A 17,373-nucleotide genomic window follows, 5' to 3' on the forward strand; every position below is an offset into this window, starting at 1 on the left:
CCGTCTGTACCGTTAGTGCCATCTGCGCCTTTAAGGTATTCAATTAAATTATTAATGGTTGCATCTGCTGGTAATTCACCCGCTTCAATCAACAGTTCCAGGGCTGATTTGCCGTCTGTACCGTTAGTGCCATCTGCGCCTTTAAGGTATTCAATTAAATTATTAATGGTTGCATCTGCTGGTAATTCACCCGCTTCAATCAACAATTCCAGGGCTGATTTTCCGTCTTTGCCATCTGCTCCCGTAGCACCATCTGCACCTTTGAGATAATCAATCAGATCCGTAACCGTCGCACCTGCTGGCAATTCACCCGCTTCAATCAACAGTTCTAAGGTTGATTTGCCGTCTGCTCCGGTCGCGCCATCTGCGCCTTTGAGATAATCGACCAGATCCGTAACCGTCGCACCTGCCGGCAATTCACCCGCTTCAATCAACAGTTCCAGAACTGATTTGCCGTCTGCTCCGGTCGCGCCATCTGCGCCTTTGAGATAATCGACCAGATCCGTAACCGTCGCACCTGCTGGCAATTCACCCGCTTCGATCAACAGTTCTAAGGCTGATTTGCCGTCTGCTCCCGTAGCACCATCTGCACCTTTGAGATAAGTGACCAGATCCGTAACCGTCGCACCTGCCGGTAATTCACCCGCTTCGATCAACAGTTCTAAGGCTGATTTTCCGTCTGCTCCCGTAGCACCATCTGCACCTTTGAGATAATCGACCAGATCCGTAACCGTCGCATCTGCCGGCAATTCACCCGCTTCAATCAACAGTTCCAGGGCTGATTTGCCGTCTGTACCGTTAGCGCCATCTGCACCTTTAAGGTATTCAATTAAATTATTAATGGTTGCTTCTGGAGGTAATTGTCCCGAATCGATTAGTAATTCTAAAAGAGACTTACCATCCGTACCGTCAGTACCATTGGCTCCGGTACTGCCTGTTGCTCCCGTAGCACCATCTGCACCTTTGAGATAATCGACCAGATCCGTAACCGTCGCACCTGCTGGCAATTCACCCGCTTCAATCAACAGTTCCAGGGCTGATTTTCCGTCTTTGCCGTCTGCTCCGGTCGCGCCATCTGTACCTTTGAGATAAGTAACCAGATCCGTTACCGTCGCATCTGCCGGTAATTCACCCGCTTCAATCAACAGTTCCAGGGCTGATTTTCCGTCTGTACCGTCTGCTCCGGTCGCACCATCTGCACCTTTAAGGTATTCAATTAAATTATTAATGGTTGCGTCTGGAGGTAATTGTCCCGAATCGATTAGTAATTCTAAAAGAGACTTACCATCATTACCTGTTGCTCCAGTGGCACCCGTTGCACCATCCATACCGTTATTACCATTCGAACCTTTAGCTACTGCAGCAATAATACCTGCTCCACCAAGTAAAGCCGCCGCTACAGGCCAAATTGATATACCTTCAGATGCTTCTGAATTTGCATATAGTAAAGGTTCGATTTTATCTATCGGGTTATAACTAAGATTCTCAAAATCAAATAAAAACATTTCTGATTGCTCATTTCTAAAAACCAATGAACTTTCTTCATTATTAAAATTATCAATTATTATTTTTTCACCATTTTTTAAAGTAACAATCACTTTATTATTTAAATAATCAATTTTTTCTATGTTATCAACATTCACATCCACTAAAACAACAGAACTCTCAGTTAGTTCAATATTTTGTGAATATTTTTTTAATAAATTATTATTACCATTCGATTTTGAAATAACTTGAATCTGCATAAAAATCCTAAAACCAACCATAATTGTCTGGATTAATTAAACGTTTATTTTTTTTATTTTTCAAGCTAATAAATATAAATATGTACTTATTTTATTATTTATGCGAAACATCTAATATTTTTAATATTAATAAATTATCTCCACTTAATTCTAAATAATTGTTTTTTAATAACCAGTTAAATAATTATAAATCAATTAAATCATAAACTTATACCATTTTTAAAGTAACTATCCATATAATATAAAAAGTTATATTTAATATTTTTAAATTAAACACCTATATAATATAAAAAGTTATGTTTAATTTTTTCTAATTAAATTTTCATATAATGTAAAAAGTTATATTTAATATTTTTAAATTAAATACCCATATAATATAAAAATTTATTTTTATTTTTTTCAAATTAATCTTTAATATAATATAAAAATCCAGAATAACAAATTTAGATTTACTCATTACTTTATCAAGCAACTCCGCACAATAAAGTTGCTCATATTAACAACACATTAAACACTAAATAATAATTTCAGCTAAAACATCTGGAAGTAAATTAATTACAGTAAATACTTTTATTATCAACTTATTAACCAGATTAAATTCTATAAAACCATATCTGGAAAAATAGATTTCTTAATGGAAGAAAATACGCCTGCTAAAATATATGGGTTGAGCTAATACTAAAAATTTCTGAAGGACATATTGGAAATACACTAAACTACTGATCAAAATATCGCCCAGAATTATCATTTATGAACGTGCCGATGAATTAGATATTAATTTAACTGAGGTAAATGCTCATAAGCGTAAAGGGTTTTAAAAAGCATTTATTGACAATATTGCTCAAGATATTTTAACTTTAAGCCCCATTTCTGTACTTGTTATAAAACATGCCAAATCATAATTTATTTAAAACTATTTTTTTTGATTTTATCTATACATTCAAATAGTCATCAAAGAATGTGTTGTAGTCTCATTACCGAAATTGTCATTGACCTACGACCATAAACCAATACGCATAGAAGTCATTCAGGCATAAACTTTGCTCACTTCTTTTTTATAGACATTGAAAGAGTAAAAATATGTCACAACAAGATTTTGAAAATGGTTTAAAAGTTCGTACCCAAGTAATGGGCGAATCTTTTGTAAAACGTGCACAAGACAATACTGTGCCATTTACCCAACCCTTGCAGGACTGGATTAATGAACATGCTTGGGGTTCAACCTGGCAGCGTGAAGGTGTATTGCCACGTAAGTACCGTTCACTGATTACCATTGCATTTTTAACTGCACAAAAAAGCCCGACTGAGCTTAAAGGTCATGTGCGTGGTGCACTCAATAACGGGGCGACGGTAGAAGAAATCCAAGAAGTGCTACTCCACAGTTTGCCTTACTGCGGCGCACCTGCAACGCAAGAAGCTTTTCGGGCCGCACTTGAAGTGATTAATGAATATCAAAAAGCAGAATAATATCATTTGATATTTATCGAAATAGCTTATGCCTAATGCTTAGGCTATTTTCTACTAATGGTTTAAATTCTTTCACGCTTTGGCATAGTTTGTATTTGTCGCTACTTTAACTGCACAATATCTGCCGCTAAATATTCCCGCTCCTGCAGATCATGGGTCACATAAATCATCGGTAAATCCAGCTCATCTTTCATCCGTTTTAAGAACGGTAAAATTTGCTCTTTAAGATGTGAATAAAGCCTAGTTAAAGGTTTATCCAGCAACAGTAAATTGGGTGAAGACAATAAAGTACGTCCAATCGATACACACTGAGCTTCCCCACCTAAATGCTGATATGCTTTACGCTGAATCAAGGGTTTTAATTCCAGCACTTCTTCAAACTGAAATTTTGCTTCCGAGTTGGTCACCCATTTTCTGCATAACCCAGATTCTGCTGCACATTCATGTGTGGAAACAGCAAAGCATTCTGGAAAATTAAAGCATTATTGCGTTGATCCATCGGTACATGAATTTTTTGCTGAGTATTTAGCAAAATACGCTGATTAAACTGGATAGAATCCTGCTGAGGTTGTAACAGCCCCACAATATTTTTTAAAAAATGTACTTTTGCCACTCCCCGAAGCACCGACAATGCCTAAAAGCGACTGCTGCATCTCCAGTTCTACAGTTAACGATTTATATTTAAAATTTCTGTCTGATACTCAAAAATTTGACTTCATTTCTTCAATTGCAGATCTTTGAGTAAACTGGCAATACGCAAGGTATGCTGCCGATTGCCTCTTTTTTCCATGACTTTATTTTCGATCCGCCATAAATATTCAAAAATCTCTGACTCATCTGCCTTGTCACAAATCATCATAAAGAGTTTAGGTAAATAATCTTCATATTCGTCACGCATCGAAGGAATGCTACGAATTGCTAAAGGATCCCATTCTTTAAGCAAAATTTTATGGATTGCATGTAATAATAGTGTTGCATCATTTGTATGTTCGACTTTCATTAAATCTCCCCCATCCTTAGGAATTTATATAAAAATCATATAAATTGACTATAATTTACTCTTGATAATATCAGCAAGTATTTTTAAAAATATCTTTGAGCTTAAATTCTTATAAAATTTTAAATTCTTTTAATTCATGAAAAAGTCAGGTTCAAACGATTAAGCTGAAAAATGCTGAATATTTAATAGATAACATAAATAATTTATTTACCAAATAGAAAATTATATTTTTATCAAAATAGTACCTTTAGCTCTATGCATTAAGCCGAAAATCACCACCTTAAACCGGATTTACATTTTTGCCATCAGAGTCCGTCTAAATCATCCTGCTTTAGCTCATACATCTATATAAAAAATATGCTTTAAATTCTGATTGAACAATCAAACCAAAAAATTAAAAAATTCAATCGCTTAAAATGGTAGGTATTTGGTAGGTAGGATTTTTATCCTGTTCCTTTGATACTGGATTCACGGTGAGGGTCACCGATAACAACATATAAATAGTAAAAGGAATCGCACCATGGCTTTTAAAAATATTGCAGATCATACCAACGGTTTTTATATTCCCTGTGTTTCTCTTTTTGGTCCCGGCTGTGCCAAGGAAATTGGTACTAAAGCACAAAATTTAGGTGCTAAAAAAGCCCTGATTGTAACGGACGCAGGTCTTTTTAAATTTGGTGTCGCAGATACCATTTCAGCTTATTTAAAAGAGGCTGGCATCAACAGCCACATTTTCCCGGGTGCAGAACCCAATCCAACCGATATTAACGTACATAACGGCGTACAAGCCTATAACGACAATGCTTGTGATTCCATCATCTCTTTAGGCGGTGGCTCATCACATGACTGTGCCAAGGGGATTGGTCTGGTAACAGCCGGCGGTGGTCATATTCGTGACTACGAAGGGATTGATAAAAGCACAGTAGCCATGACACCACTGATTGCCATCAATACCACGGCAGGTACCGCTTCTGAAATGACACGTTTCTGTATTATTACCAATACAGACACGCACGTAAAAATGGCGATTGTAGATTGGCGTTGCACTCCATTGATAGCAATTGATGATCCTAAACTGATGGTCGCTAAACCTGCCAGTTTAACCGCAGCCACAGGGATGGATGCGCTGACTCATGCCGTTGAAGCTTATGTATCAACTGCTGCAACGCCAATTACTGATGCCTGCGCGGAAAAAGCCATTAGCATGATTAGTGAATGGCTGAGCCCTGCTGTTGCCAATGGTGAAAACCTTGAAGCACGTGATGCGATGAGCTATGCACAATATCTGGCTGGAATGGCATTCAACAATGCATCTTTAGGTTATGTACATGCCATGGCACACCAATTAGGTGGTTTCTACAATTTACCCCACGGCGTATGTAATGCGATTTTACTTCCGCATGTATGTGAATTTAACCTGATTGCTTGTCCTGATCGTTATGCAAAAATTGCACAGTTAATGGGTATAAATACTAGTGGACTGACCGTAACAGAAGCAGCTTATGCAGCCATTGATGCAATTCGTGAATTATCAGCATCGATTGGTATTCCTTCAAGTTTGTCGGAACTGGGTGTTAAAGAGCAAGATCTTAATGTGATGTCTGAAAATGCACAAAAAGATGCCTGTATGTTAACCAACCCACGCAAAGCAACCCATGATCAAGTAGTGAATATTTTTAAAGCAGCATTAAAGGCAAAGGCTCAAGTGGTCGATATTTTTAAAGCAGCGGTGTAAATTTTCTTTCTCTCTTTAACTTAGTGCTTTAACAACCTATATTCCCTCTTCACTAAAAAGTAATAAGAATATAGGTTGTTTTTTCATCTTATTTCTATTTGACAAATTAAGGCTCATCATGAAGGATAAAAGAAAATTGATCATTCTAAAATGAGCACAACAATGACAAAACAGATAATTGAACCGCTTTATCAAGTTGATATCTTAGGTTCAGGCTATGAACAGGCCACCTTAGATTTTCCCGATGATTATGAAGGTCAAGTCACCGCTACCTTGGTACGTAAAAAAGCGGAGCAAAGCACATCCAAAGCCGTTTTATATATTCATGGTTTTATCGACTATTTTTTCCAAACCGAAATGGCAGAACAGTTTAATCAGCATGGCTTTGACTTTTATGCACTCGACTTACGTAAATACGGTCGTTCCCACCTTCCCCATCAAAAATATTATAACGTGCGTGAGATTGCTGAATACGATGCGGAAATCACCCAGGCCTTAGACATTATTGGCGCAGAAGGTCATGATGCTATTTTACTGTGCGGACATTCGACTGGCGGTCTCACCACGACTTTATATGCAGCGCATCATCCGGATCATCCTTTAATTAAAGCATTGTGGGTCAATAGCCCTTTTTACGATTTCAACATGAATCCAATCAAGAAAAAACTGGGATTACCCAATTTAAGTCGTGTCGGTAAAATTTGTCCAGATTTGGAATTTCCGAGTGAACTGAACAAATGGTATGTGACCAGTTTGCACAAAAGCTTAAAAGGAGAATGGGACTTTAACCTGGAATGGAAAAAAGCAACTTATCCTCGGGTTCGTTTAAGTTTTGTCCGGGCAATTTTTGAAGCGCAAAAAGAAATTCATCGAGGCGTGACTTTAAAAGTTCCTGCCTTAGTGATGCATTCAGATCAAACTAAAAATCCAAAAAAATGGCATAAACAGGCACAAAGCAGCGATGTGATTTTGGATGTTAAACATATTGATAAATATGCTAAAAAAATAAACGGTGATGTCACTATCAGCGAAATAAAAAATGGTTTACATGATTTAGTACTTTCGGAAAAATCGGTACGCCAACACGTTTATCAGCAACTCTTTGCATGGCTTAAGCAAAAAGGTTTATAGCCGTGATTAGACAATATCAGCGTTAGTTATCTTTATATTTGAGTAAGGTTTGATGCACGGGATGGGTTTTGGGCATAAGTTCAATTAAACGCTCCACGGCGTCAATCGCTTCAGGAAAATGCGCCACGTGCTTAAGTAAAACATCAGTTCCGTTGGCTTTAAAAATGGCATCACTTAAACGTGATTCCAGACAATCTCGCCAGGCAGATAAAAAAGGACTTTCAGTTTTTGCCAGAAAAACACCCGTACATAGTTTTAAGGCAGAATCGATATATCCAGCATCTAAAGATTGCTCGGTGAGTAAAAAATCAGCTTCAACATGCGTCAGTAAACGGTAAGGTCTAGAACCGAGCATTCCACCTAAAATATCGCGCAATTGTGACATTTCCGCTTTTAAAGTGCCTATGCTGACTTTGCGCTCCCCATATAAGGCCTGATGCAAAGTATCTAAACTTAAACCTTGCGGACATAGTGCCAAGATGGTCAAAATTTCAATTTGCCTGGGCGTGAGCACCAAGACTTTGCCATTAAACATCACTTGCGGCACTGAAAAAGCCCGAATAAACAATCGCTGCTTTTGATATTCAAGTAATGCGGATTGAATAATTGAGGCGCAGCGTTCAGCCGCCAGCACACCCAAACTGTTATGTTTTTGCCAGGTGGTGGAAAGATCAATCACTCCGAGCACCTGTTTTGAATAGGGATCAATAATCGGTGCTGCATAACAGACCCAATCATGAATAGAGGACATATAATGCTCATTGGAAAATACACAACTCGATTGTTGCGTCTTCAACGACAAAGCTAAAGCATTGGTGCCAACCAGTTCCTCGCGCCACTGTCCACCTTCAATAAAATGTACCCTCTCTGCTGCACTTTGCATTTGTGGACTCGATGCCGTCCAAATAATAGTGCTACCGATATCTCCAACCGCCAGCACCATGGAAGACTGTTCTGCAATATGTTTTAAATCTTGTGCACAATATTGCAGTGCATGTTCTAGGGCGGTGGGATAAGTTTCTTTTTGTAAATGGACCAATGGCGCAGCTGCACGATCTTTCGGAATTTCAGCAGAAGTTGAGCGTTGCCAGGAACTCGCAATACTTTGCCCCAGCTGTTCTGCATGCAAGGGAGAAAGACTACTACTTTGTCTAAAATGCTCAATTTTCTGTCTTTTCTGGATCAAACTTTGCTTATTCATCATTCCTTATTCTCAAAACAATTCATGATTTACATCCACTGTAATAGTTATTCTTGTAAGCCTGACTGAAAAGATTGTAAACCTTCTTGTCTCCAACCTTTCTCCAACCTTATTCCCTGTATGCTAATTAAATAATGTACAAAAGTACCTTATACCAAAGCTGTAGATGCGGTTAAAAACACTAAAATAAGCAAAGGAAAATTCATATGCGTTATGCCGATCCTAATCAAGATGGTTCAAAAGTTCAGTTTAAAGCCCAATATGAAAACTTTATTGGCGGTCAATGGGTAGCCCCAGTAAAAGGTGAATACTTTGACAATATTTCTCCTGTCGACGGTAAAGTATTTACCAAGGTTCCACGTTCAAGTGTAGAAGACATTGAGCTGGCACTGGATGCCGCGCATAAGGCCAAAGCGCAATGGAACAAATCCTCTCCTACTACCCGCTCCAATATGCTATTAAAAATTGCAGACCGTTTAGAAGCCAACCTAGAGCTTCTGGCAGTCGCCGAAACTTGGGATAACGGTAAACCCATCCGCGAGACCCTGGCAGCAGATATTCCTTTGGCGATTGACCATTTCCGCTATTTTGCCGGCTGTATCCGTGCGCAAGAAGGCGGTATTTCAGAAATTGATGAAGACACCATTGCCTACCATTTTCATGAGCCTTTGGGTGTGGTTGGGCAAATTATCCCTTGGAACTTCCCTATCTTAATGGCGACCTGGAAACTGGCACCGGCATTGGCTGCGGGTAACTGTATTGTGCTTAAACCGGCAGAACAAACCCCAGTCAGTATTCTGGTTCTGGTCGAACTGATCCAAGATCTGCTGCCTGAAGGCGTATTAAACATCGTCAATGGTTACGGTATTGAAGTGGGTCGTCCGCTTGCAACCAATCCACGTATTGCCAAAATTGCATTTACCGGTTCAACGGCAGTGGGTCAGCAAATTATGCAATATGCAACCGAGAACATTATTCCAGTCACCCTTGAACTGGGGGGTAAATCACCGAATATTTTCTTTGAAGACGTAATGGCACAAGATGATGACTATTTAGATAAAGCGCTGGAAGGCTTTGTCATGTTTGCCTTAAATCAGGGTGAAATTTGTACCTGCCCTTCACGTGCACTGGTACAAGAAAGCATTGCCGACAAGTTTCTGGAAAAAGCCATTGAGCGTGTTAAACGGATCAAGACCGGTCATCCACTCGATACCGACACCATGATTGGTGCACAGGCCTCGCAAGAACAACAGGATAAAATCCTGGGCTGTATCGCAACAGGTCGTGCAGAAGGCGCTGAAATATTGACAGGGGGTGGCGAACGTCATGAAGTGGGACAAGGTTTCTATATAGAGCCGACCATTTTTAAAGGCACCAATGACATGAAAACCTTCCAGGAAGAAATTTTTGGACCTGTGCTTGCTGTAGCGACTTTTAAAGACTTTGACGATGCCATCAAAATTGCCAATGACACCATTTACGGTTTAGGTGCAGGTGTCTGGTCTCGTTCTGCGCATACTTCTTACCGTGCCGGTCGTGCGATTCAGGCCGGTCGAGTATGGACCAACTGTTACCACATCTACCCTGCGCATGCAGCATTCGGGGGCTATAAAAAATCGGGCATCGGACGTGAAAACCACAAGATGATGCTTGATCATTACCAACAAACCAAAAACTTATTGGTGAGCTATTCAACTAAACCGATGGGCTTCTTCTAAGTCACTAGCAATAAAAAAAGCTGTTTTCCAACAGCTTTTTTTATTGCGCTATTTTTACGCTTTCTATTGGCTTATCTATACTTACAAGTGAATGCTTTTAGAGAATTCAACTGCAGGTTGAGCCAACGCATCTTCAACGAAATGTAAATGGTCTACTCCCCAATACATTTCATCGTCTACAAACCAAGTGGGCGCGCCAAAAACCCCACGACCAATTGCTTCTTCTGTAATCACTTTTAATTCAGATTTAACTTTTTCATCATCTAGCCACAGCGCAACTTGTTGCTGCTCCAAACCCAACTCATTGACCAATTGCATGACTTCATTTTGATCATTTAAATTGCGCGGCTGCCCAAACATAGCATCAAAGAAAGCGGTTAAAACGCCAAGAAATTGCTCTGGCTGAAATAATTTCACTGCAACAATAATCCGCATCAATTGCAAAGTATTAATTGGGAAATAAGGATTCATCTGTATTGGAATATTCCATAGCTTTGACCAGCGCTGTAAATCCAGCATGGAATAACGCGCTTTAGCAGGAATCATCAGCGGACTACTGTTGCCTGTGGCTTTAAATACACCGCCCAATAACATCGGTTTCCAGCTAATTTCAGCCTGATATTGAGCTGCTAGGGTTTGAATGCGATGAAAACCGATAAAACTGTATGGACTGCCTAAATCAAAATAAAACTCGATTACCTTCATTATTACGCTTCCCTCTCTAATTTATTATTTGAACTGCAATTTTTTACCACCGTTCCATCCACGGTCTTAAATCCATTTCATGCGTCCAAGCATCACGTGGCTGATGAGCCAAATGCCAGTAATTTTCTGCCAGATGTGCAGGGTTTAAAATACCATCTTCTGCCTTGCGTGCATAAATATCTGGAAAAGTGGTTTGGATAAATTCGGTGTCGATGGCACCATCTACCACGACATGGGCCACATGAATGTTTCGTGGTCCCAGTTCGCGTGCCATACTTTGTGCCAAAGCACGTAAAGCATGTTTGGCTCCTGCAAAGGCGGCAAAATGTGATGATCCACGTAGTCCTGCAGTGGCTCCAGTGAAAATAATCGTACCGCGCTCTCGCTGTACCATACGTTTTGCCACTTCACGGCCGTTAAGAAATGCAGAAAAACAGGCCATTTCCCAAATTTTAAAATATTTACGTGCGGTTTCTTCCAGAATACTACAGGGCACATTGGCACCGATATTAAACACCATCACTTCAATGGGTCCAATCTGAGTTTCAATCTCTTCAATCAATTCAATCACCTGCTCCTCTTTACGGGCATCCGAGGCAAAACCATATGCTTGCCCCCCGAGGCTTTCAATCTCTTGAATTAAAGGTTGCAGTTTTTCAGCGGTGCGCCGTGTCATACAAGTAATATATCCACCACGGGCAAATCGTTTAGCAATTTCCCCACCTGTGGCATCACCTGCACCAATCACCAAAGCAACTTTGCCTTTAGTTTGGGGTAGATGTCCCTCTGTTTGTTCTAATACCTGTGGCATAGTTATCCCCACTATAAAATAACGATCGTTATGATAACGATTACTATGTTATAATTTTGATCAAGAGTCAACCATATCATGGTCTATAAATTATGCGATATAAAGCGGGTTATAAAGAACAAAAAAGACAAGAACTATTGAATATCAGTGGTCAATTGGCCAAAAAAAATGGCTTTGCCAATACTGGCGTAGATAGCTTTATGAACGCAGCACAGATGACCAGTGGTGCATTTTATTCACACTTTTCCTCTAAACATGATTTATTCAAAGCCCTGATTGAAGCTGAACTACAAAAAAGTTTACTGGACTGGCAAAAAAATCCGCATGAGGATTTGGCAGCATGGATTGATTTTGAACTCGAGCGTTATCTGGCAATTTCACATGTGCAACGGGCTGATCAAGGCTGTATTTTGCCGGCTTTAAGCAGTGAAGTTGCGCGTTCCGATGATGAAATTAAACAATTGTATCAAAGCGAACTGATACGTGGACATGCCTTATTCGTCAAACATTTGGGCCGTGAAGATTTAGCTTGGGCAGTAATGTGTCAACTGGTCGGTGCCATCTTGATGGCACGAACTGTAGCGGATGATAGGGTTAAAATTATGATTTTAAACTCCAGTAAATGGATGATTCGTCAAAGCCTCGGGTTAAACAACCCAAATGTTTCAGCTTAAAGTTTTATATTAAAATTCTACACAATAACGTTATAAGCTGCTTTAGTTCTGTGGCTTTTCAGGCTACATTCAAAACTTAATTTATTAACTAAATATATCAACATGCAGAATCTTCCAGACACCATCTATGCCATTCAACACCTCGCCTTTGAAGACTTAGGACATTGGGAAGATATTTTTTATCAACTTGGCTTTCGGGTACGTTATTTCGAAGCAGGTGTGGATGACCTAAGCAAAGCATTTCAGCACAAAGGCTTGACCATTATTTTAGGTGGACCCATCGGCGTTTATGAAAGCAATGACTATCCTTTCCTACAACAAGAAATTGACTTACTAAAAGTACGCTTGAAAGAGAATTTACCGACCTTGGGTATTTGTTTAGGTGCACAACTGATTGCGCATGCTTTAGGTGCAAAAGTCTATGCAGGTGATGAAAAGGAAATAGGCTGGAGCAAACTCAGTCTTTCAAATACTGTAAATAACGTGCTGACACCATTAAATGATACAGCTGTTTTACACTGGCATGGCGATACATTCGATTTGCCGGAACAGGCTGAATTACTGGCCAGCTCTGACATTTACCCAAATCAGGCTTTTTCAGTGGGCAAAAATATTCTGGCGTTACAATTCCATCTTGAAGTTACTGCAGAGAGCCTGGAAAAATGGCTCATTGGACATACTTGCGAATTACGACAAGCAAATATCAATATTCCACAGTTGCGGGCAGATAATAAAAAATATGCCCTGTCATTAGAAACGGTTACTACACAAATTTTACGAAACTATATGAAGCAAGTGATAAATAAATAAACTTTAATTTATGATCTAATTCATTTATAAGGGTGTCATTCATTTATATAATTTTTTGACAATGACACCTTTAATCAGTATTGCGGTAATTCATTTTTTTGCCTTGATCAGTCCAGGTCCCGATTTTTTCTTTGTCACTCAAAGTGCCATTCGCCAGTCCAGATCGCATGCCCTATTTGCGGCTTTAGGTATTTCCCTGAGCATTTTAGTCTGGTCAATTTGTGCAATCAGTGGTTTGCATTACCTTTTCCAAAAGATAGCATGGCTGCAACAGGTGCTGATGATTTTAGGCGGCCTATACCTGCTTTATTTAGGCATACAATTGCTGAAATCCGCTTTCAATAAAAATCCGACGCCTGTCTCGAAAAATCAGAATGAAATCCTGCCAAAAAAATCACACCGTACCCTATTAGTTCAAGGTTTTCTGACCAATATGGCTAACCCCAAAGCGCTAATCTATTTCAGCAGCGTCTTTTCCATCGCCATTAGCACAAATGTCAGTATTTTTGAGCAAAGTTCATTGCTAGCGCTGGTATTTATCGAAAGTCTGATGTGGTTTTCTGTTGTTGCTCTGGTTTTTTCTGCAGCAAAAATTAATCATTATTATCAAAAATTCAGCAAGAAAATTGACGGCATTACCGGCGGGATTTTTATCAGTTTTGGCTGCCTGCTGATCTTAAACCGTGATTAACGCATTTAAAATAATTTAAACAAAAAAAGCACCATCAATGGTGCTTTTTTATTAGCGCATTTTAGACTTATTTTTTTGCAGGAACAGAGGCTTCAGTGGTGATATTCACAGTAATCTTATCGCCCACATTTGGAACATAACCGCTTATACCAAAGGCTGAACGGTTAAATGAAGTGGTTGCATTGAAACCCACAGTTTGCAGTTTAGTCATTGGATGAACTGCCTGTTTATTTAACATAGCATCTAAAACCACAGGTTTAGTGACACCTTTCACCGTTAAATCACCGGTAATTTTGTACTTGTTTTTGCCTAAAGCCTGAACTTTGGTACTTTTAAAAGTAATGTTCGGATATTTGGCAGCATCAAAGAATTCTGCTGATTGAATATGCTCATCCAATGCTTTTACATTGGTGTTGATACTTGATACTGGAATATTGACATTTACCGATGAATTGGCAGGTTTTTCATTATCGACATTAATGGTACCTTGAATGTCAGAAAAGTTCGCAGAAGGTGTAGAGAAACCAAAGTGGCTCCAAGAGAAAACAGTTGCTGAATGTTGCGGATCAATTTGGTAAGCAACGGGTTTTGCCAAAGATAAAGTTGCAACCGATGCAACCGCCAAACCTAAAGTTATTGCTTTGAAATTCATGTGTTTTATCTCTCTTTGGAATAATTGTTAGTGTATAGCTTTATTATCTTAATTCACTGGTATAGATAAAACGATATGTTGCAAGAATAGAACACTCACTTGGGTTTACTACACGACACTCGCCTCAATATAAAGATGTTGATGTTAATCAATTGATAATTTTCATAAATTCTTTTTAATCAGCTTTCATTATTCTATCTCAGTCTCTAATTTGCATTGTTTTTTGAATAATATTGGAATTATTTAATACAAAAAATGTACAGTTTAGAGACATGATATTGCAAGAAGATCAGGTGACTTTACAGATAATTGACTGGCTGGGTCTATTTAACTTTAAATGAAATGAACCATCCGAAAGCAATTAAAGATAATTAACCCATCGCTAAAATAATTAAAGCCCCATATAGGGGCTTTTAAAGATCATTAATCTTTTACAACTTTTCAACCAACACACGATCGACTTGTTTTAAGCCAGTGTGCTTTTCACGATTTTGGCGACGAACTTTAATCACTTTTTCTTCGTCCAGTTCTTTCAGCATCAACACGACCGCCATCATGCTTTCCAGCGGAAGATCCTGACCGATCCACTTTTGCTCGCCCGGTTCCATTAAAGTGATTTCATCACTAATTTGGTTATAAAGGCTCATATTTTCCTCACTTATGCTGAATAGATGCCATCTCAAAAGGAATACTCAATGAATGGCATCACTATATACTTTTTTCTAAAAACTGCTAGAACAATATCGTTAAAAATTTATTAAAATAAAAACGCCCCGTGGGGGGCGTTTTCGCTCATTTAATCTTTTAAAATTAAGCAGTAATTTCTTTTACCGCAGCAACCACAGCATCAGTTGTAATACCGAAGTATGTGTACAAGTCTTTCGCAGGTGCAGATTCACCATAAGTCGTCATACCGATCACACGACCATCCAGACCTACAAATTTCCACCAGTAATCTACATGCGCAGCTTCAACCGCTACACGTGCACGAATGTTCGATGGAAGAACCGCTTCACGATAAGCCGCATCTTGTTTAACAAATTCTTCAGCACATGGCATAGAAACAACACGCACACCTTCAAGTTGTGCGTATGCTTCCATCGCAAGAGATACTTCAGAACCGGTTGCAATGATGATTGCTTTTAATTCGCCCTTTTCTTCAGCCAATACATAAGCGCCTTTGGCAACATCAGCAATTTGAGCATCGGTACGCGTTTGGAAGGGCAAGTTTTGACGAGAGAAAATTAGTGCAGTTGGACCTTCAGAACGCAAAAGTGCAGATTTCCACGAAATCGCGGCTTCAACGGTGTCACATGGACGCCAAGTATTTAGGTTTGGTGTACCACGAAGTGATGCAATTTGTTCTACCGGTTGATGTGTAGGACCGTCTTCACCCAGACCAATCGAGTCATGCGTATAAACATGAATCACACGTTGTTTCATGATGGCAGACATACGTACTGCATTACGTGCATATTCCATGAACATCAGGAAGGTTGCTACGTAAGGAATAAAACCGCCATGAAGTGCAACACCATTGGCAATGGCGGTCATACCGAACTCGCGTACGCCATAGTGTACGTAGTTACCCGCTGGATTATCCTGAATACCTTGTGCACCTTTCCAAAGGGTCAGGTTAGAACCTGCAAGGTCTGCAGAACCACCCAAAATTTCAGGAAGTTGTGGTGCAAATGCTTGAATCGCTGCTTGGCTTGCTTTACGCGTTGCAACTGTTTCGCCTTTTGCATTCACTTCAGCAATATACGCATCTGCGTTGGCAACAAAGTCAGCCGGTAAATCACCAGAGATACGGCGTTTAAGTTCAGCAGCTTCTGTTGGATATTTTGCAGCATAGGCAGCAAATACCTCATTCCAGGCAGCTTCAGATTTAGCACCTTGTTCTTTTGCATCCCAAGCAGCATATACGTCTGCAGGAATAACAAATGCTTCGTCAGTCCAGCCTAGAGCTTCACGCGTTAAAGTAATTTCGTCATTACCTAAAGGCGCACCGTGGCAATCTTCTTTGCCCTGTTTGTTTGGTGAACCTAAACCAATCACTGTTTTACACATAATTAATGTTGGTTTAGCAGTTTCAGCTTTTGCATCTACAGTTGCCTGACGAATCGCATCAGCATCATGACCATCAACTTTAATCACTTGCCAGCCATAAGCATGGAAACGTTGTTCAGTGTCGTCAGAGAACCAGCCTTCCACTTCACCGTCAATTGAAATACCGTTGTCGTCATAGTAAGCAATAAGTTTACCGAGACCTAAAGTACCCGCCAATGAACATGCTTCGTGTGAAACACCTTCCATCAGGCAACCATCACCTAAGAAACAGTAAGTGAAATGGTCAACCACTTTAATGTCGTCTTTGTTGAACTGAGCCGCTAAAGTTTTTTCTGCCACAGCAAAACCAACTGCATTGGCAATACCCTGACCGAGTGGACCCGTTGTCGTTTCGATTCCTGGTGCATAACCCAATTCAGGGTGACCTGGCGTTTTAGAATGTAATTGACGGAATTGTTGAAGATCCGCAATTGAAAGCTCATAACCGGTTAAATGTAATAATGCATATTGAAGCATTGAGCCATGGCCGTTCGACAATACAAAACGGTCGCGGTTGGCCCATTGTGGATTTGTTGGGTTATGATTTAAAAATTCGCGCCATAGTACATCAGCGATATCTGCCATCCCCATTGGAGCACCTGGATGTCCTGAATTTGCTTTTTGCACAGCATCCATTGCCAATACACGAATTGCGTTTGCAATACGACGTTCGTTAAGCGGGGTTGTCATAGGTCAGAGTCCAACTAAATCGTTTAAAGAAGATGATGAATAGGAAAATTCAAAGCTGGCTATATTGTCTTAAAAAAACGCCAAGGGGTAAAGCCTAATAGTCAACATTTCAACATTTATTCGTGACTAGGCATGTTTAAATGCAGGTAGAGTTCAATTTCACATCGCTTTTAAGTATTTAACTTGATACTAAATACCGTGATTTATTTAATTTAAGACTCATCAATAATATTT

15 protein-coding genes and 1 pseudogene are annotated in these 17,373 nt (G+C 39.5%); 7 read left to right on the forward strand and 9 right to left on the reverse strand.

The annotated features are described in order from the left end of the window. The coding region (locus tag AY606_RS09360) for a BapA/Bap/LapF family prefix-like domain-containing protein (RefSeq protein ID WP_171255387.1) at positions 1–1,745 on the reverse strand (1,745 nt) is incomplete at its 3' end. A 1,080-nt stretch (positions 1,746–2,825) separates the two neighbouring features. Here AY606_RS09360 and AY606_RS09365 point away from each other — a divergent pair. After that, positions 2,826–3,212: a carboxymuconolactone decarboxylase family protein gene (locus AY606_RS09365; RefSeq protein WP_067867466.1), complete on the forward strand. Its 387-nt coding sequence runs from the start codon at positions 2,826–2,828 to the stop codon at positions 3,210–3,212. 101 nt (positions 3,213–3,313) lie between these two features. Here AY606_RS09365 and AY606_RS09370 read toward each other — a convergent pair. Next, positions 3,314–3,865: pseudogene (locus AY606_RS09370) on the reverse strand (ATP-binding cassette domain-containing protein). 62 nt (positions 3,866–3,927) lie between these two features. Further along, the gene (locus AY606_RS09375) at positions 3,928–4,212 is read right to left on the reverse strand and encodes a hypothetical protein (protein ID WP_067867469.1); all 285 of its coding nucleotides are present in this window, start codon (positions 4,210–4,212) and stop codon (positions 3,928–3,930) included. Between the two features lie 520 nt (positions 4,213–4,732). Here AY606_RS09375 and mdh point away from each other — a divergent pair. Continuing rightward, positions 4,733–5,947, forward strand: a complete 1,215-nt coding sequence (gene mdh / locus AY606_RS09380) for an iron-dependent methanol dehydrogenase (protein WP_067867471.1) — start codon at positions 4,733–4,735, stop codon at positions 5,945–5,947. A 162-nt stretch (positions 5,948–6,109) separates the two neighbouring features. Then, the gene (locus tag AY606_RS09385; protein WP_067867473.1) at positions 6,110–7,078 is read left to right on the forward strand and encodes an alpha/beta hydrolase; all 969 of its coding nucleotides are present in this window, start codon (positions 6,110–6,112) and stop codon (positions 7,076–7,078) included. Positions 7,079–7,100: 22 nt separating this feature from the next. Here AY606_RS09385 and AY606_RS09390 read toward each other — a convergent pair whose 3' ends face one another. Then, positions 7,101–8,282, reverse strand: a complete 1,182-nt coding sequence (locus tag AY606_RS09390) for a helix-turn-helix domain-containing protein (protein ID WP_067867480.1) — start codon at positions 8,280–8,282, stop codon at positions 7,101–7,103. A gap of 203 nt (positions 8,283–8,485) precedes the next feature. Here AY606_RS09390 and exaC point away from each other — a divergent pair, with 203 nt between their 5' ends. Continuing rightward, entirely contained in the window at positions 8,486–9,997 is a 1,512-nt protein-coding gene (exaC, locus tag AY606_RS09395) for an acetaldehyde dehydrogenase ExaC (RefSeq protein ID WP_067867484.1), read from the forward strand. A gap of 81 nt (positions 9,998–10,078) precedes the next feature. Here exaC and AY606_RS09400 read toward each other — a convergent pair whose 3' ends face one another. Both AY606_RS09400 and AY606_RS09405 read right to left on the reverse strand, forming a co-directional pair. After that, positions 10,079–10,702, reverse strand: coding sequence for a 2-hydroxychromene-2-carboxylate isomerase (locus AY606_RS09400; protein ID WP_067867487.1), 624 nt, complete (start codon positions 10,700–10,702; stop codon positions 10,079–10,081). Between the two features lie 43 nt (positions 10,703–10,745). Further along, a complete protein-coding gene (locus tag AY606_RS09405; RefSeq protein ID WP_067867490.1) occupies positions 10,746–11,513 on the reverse strand; it encodes an SDR family oxidoreductase in 768 nt (255 codons plus the stop codon). Positions 11,514–11,605: 92 nt separating this feature from the next. On the opposite strand from AY606_RS09405, the gene AY606_RS09410 reads away from it, so the two are divergent. The 3 genes from AY606_RS09410 (at position 11,606) to AY606_RS09420 (ending at position 13,688) form a co-directional block, all read left to right on the forward strand. Further along, entirely contained in the window at positions 11,606–12,187 is a 582-nt protein-coding gene (locus AY606_RS09410) for a TetR/AcrR family transcriptional regulator (protein WP_067867493.1), read from the forward strand. Between the two features lie 102 nt (positions 12,188–12,289). Then, the gene (locus AY606_RS09415; RefSeq protein WP_067867495.1) at positions 12,290–12,997 is read left to right on the forward strand and encodes a glutamine amidotransferase; all 708 of its coding nucleotides are present in this window, start codon (positions 12,290–12,292) and stop codon (positions 12,995–12,997) included. A 61-nt stretch (positions 12,998–13,058) separates the two neighbouring features. Beyond that, positions 13,059–13,688, forward strand: a complete 630-nt coding sequence (locus tag AY606_RS09420) for a LysE family transporter (RefSeq protein WP_067867497.1) — start codon at positions 13,059–13,061, stop codon at positions 13,686–13,688. 67 nt (positions 13,689–13,755) lie between these two features. On the opposite strand, the gene AY606_RS09425 is transcribed toward AY606_RS09420, so the two are convergent. The 3 genes from AY606_RS09425 to tkt form a co-directional block, all read right to left on the reverse strand. Next, the gene (locus tag AY606_RS09425) at positions 13,756–14,340 is read right to left on the reverse strand and encodes a YceI family protein (RefSeq protein ID WP_067867500.1); all 585 of its coding nucleotides are present in this window, start codon (positions 14,338–14,340) and stop codon (positions 13,756–13,758) included. A gap of 431 nt (positions 14,341–14,771) precedes the next feature. Further along, the gene (locus AY606_RS09430) at positions 14,772–14,987 is read right to left on the reverse strand and encodes a hypothetical protein (RefSeq protein ID WP_067724440.1); all 216 of its coding nucleotides are present in this window, start codon (positions 14,985–14,987) and stop codon (positions 14,772–14,774) included. A gap of 163 nt (positions 14,988–15,150) precedes the next feature. Beyond that, the gene (tkt, locus tag AY606_RS09435; protein ID WP_067867502.1) at positions 15,151–17,139 is read right to left on the reverse strand and encodes a transketolase; all 1,989 of its coding nucleotides are present in this window, start codon (positions 17,137–17,139) and stop codon (positions 15,151–15,153) included. Positions 17,140–17,373: the final 234 nt, after the last annotated feature.

The sequence above is a fragment of the Acinetobacter sp. SFB genome (assembly GCF_001647545.1).
Classification (GTDB): Bacteria; Pseudomonadota; Gammaproteobacteria; order Pseudomonadales; family Moraxellaceae; genus Acinetobacter.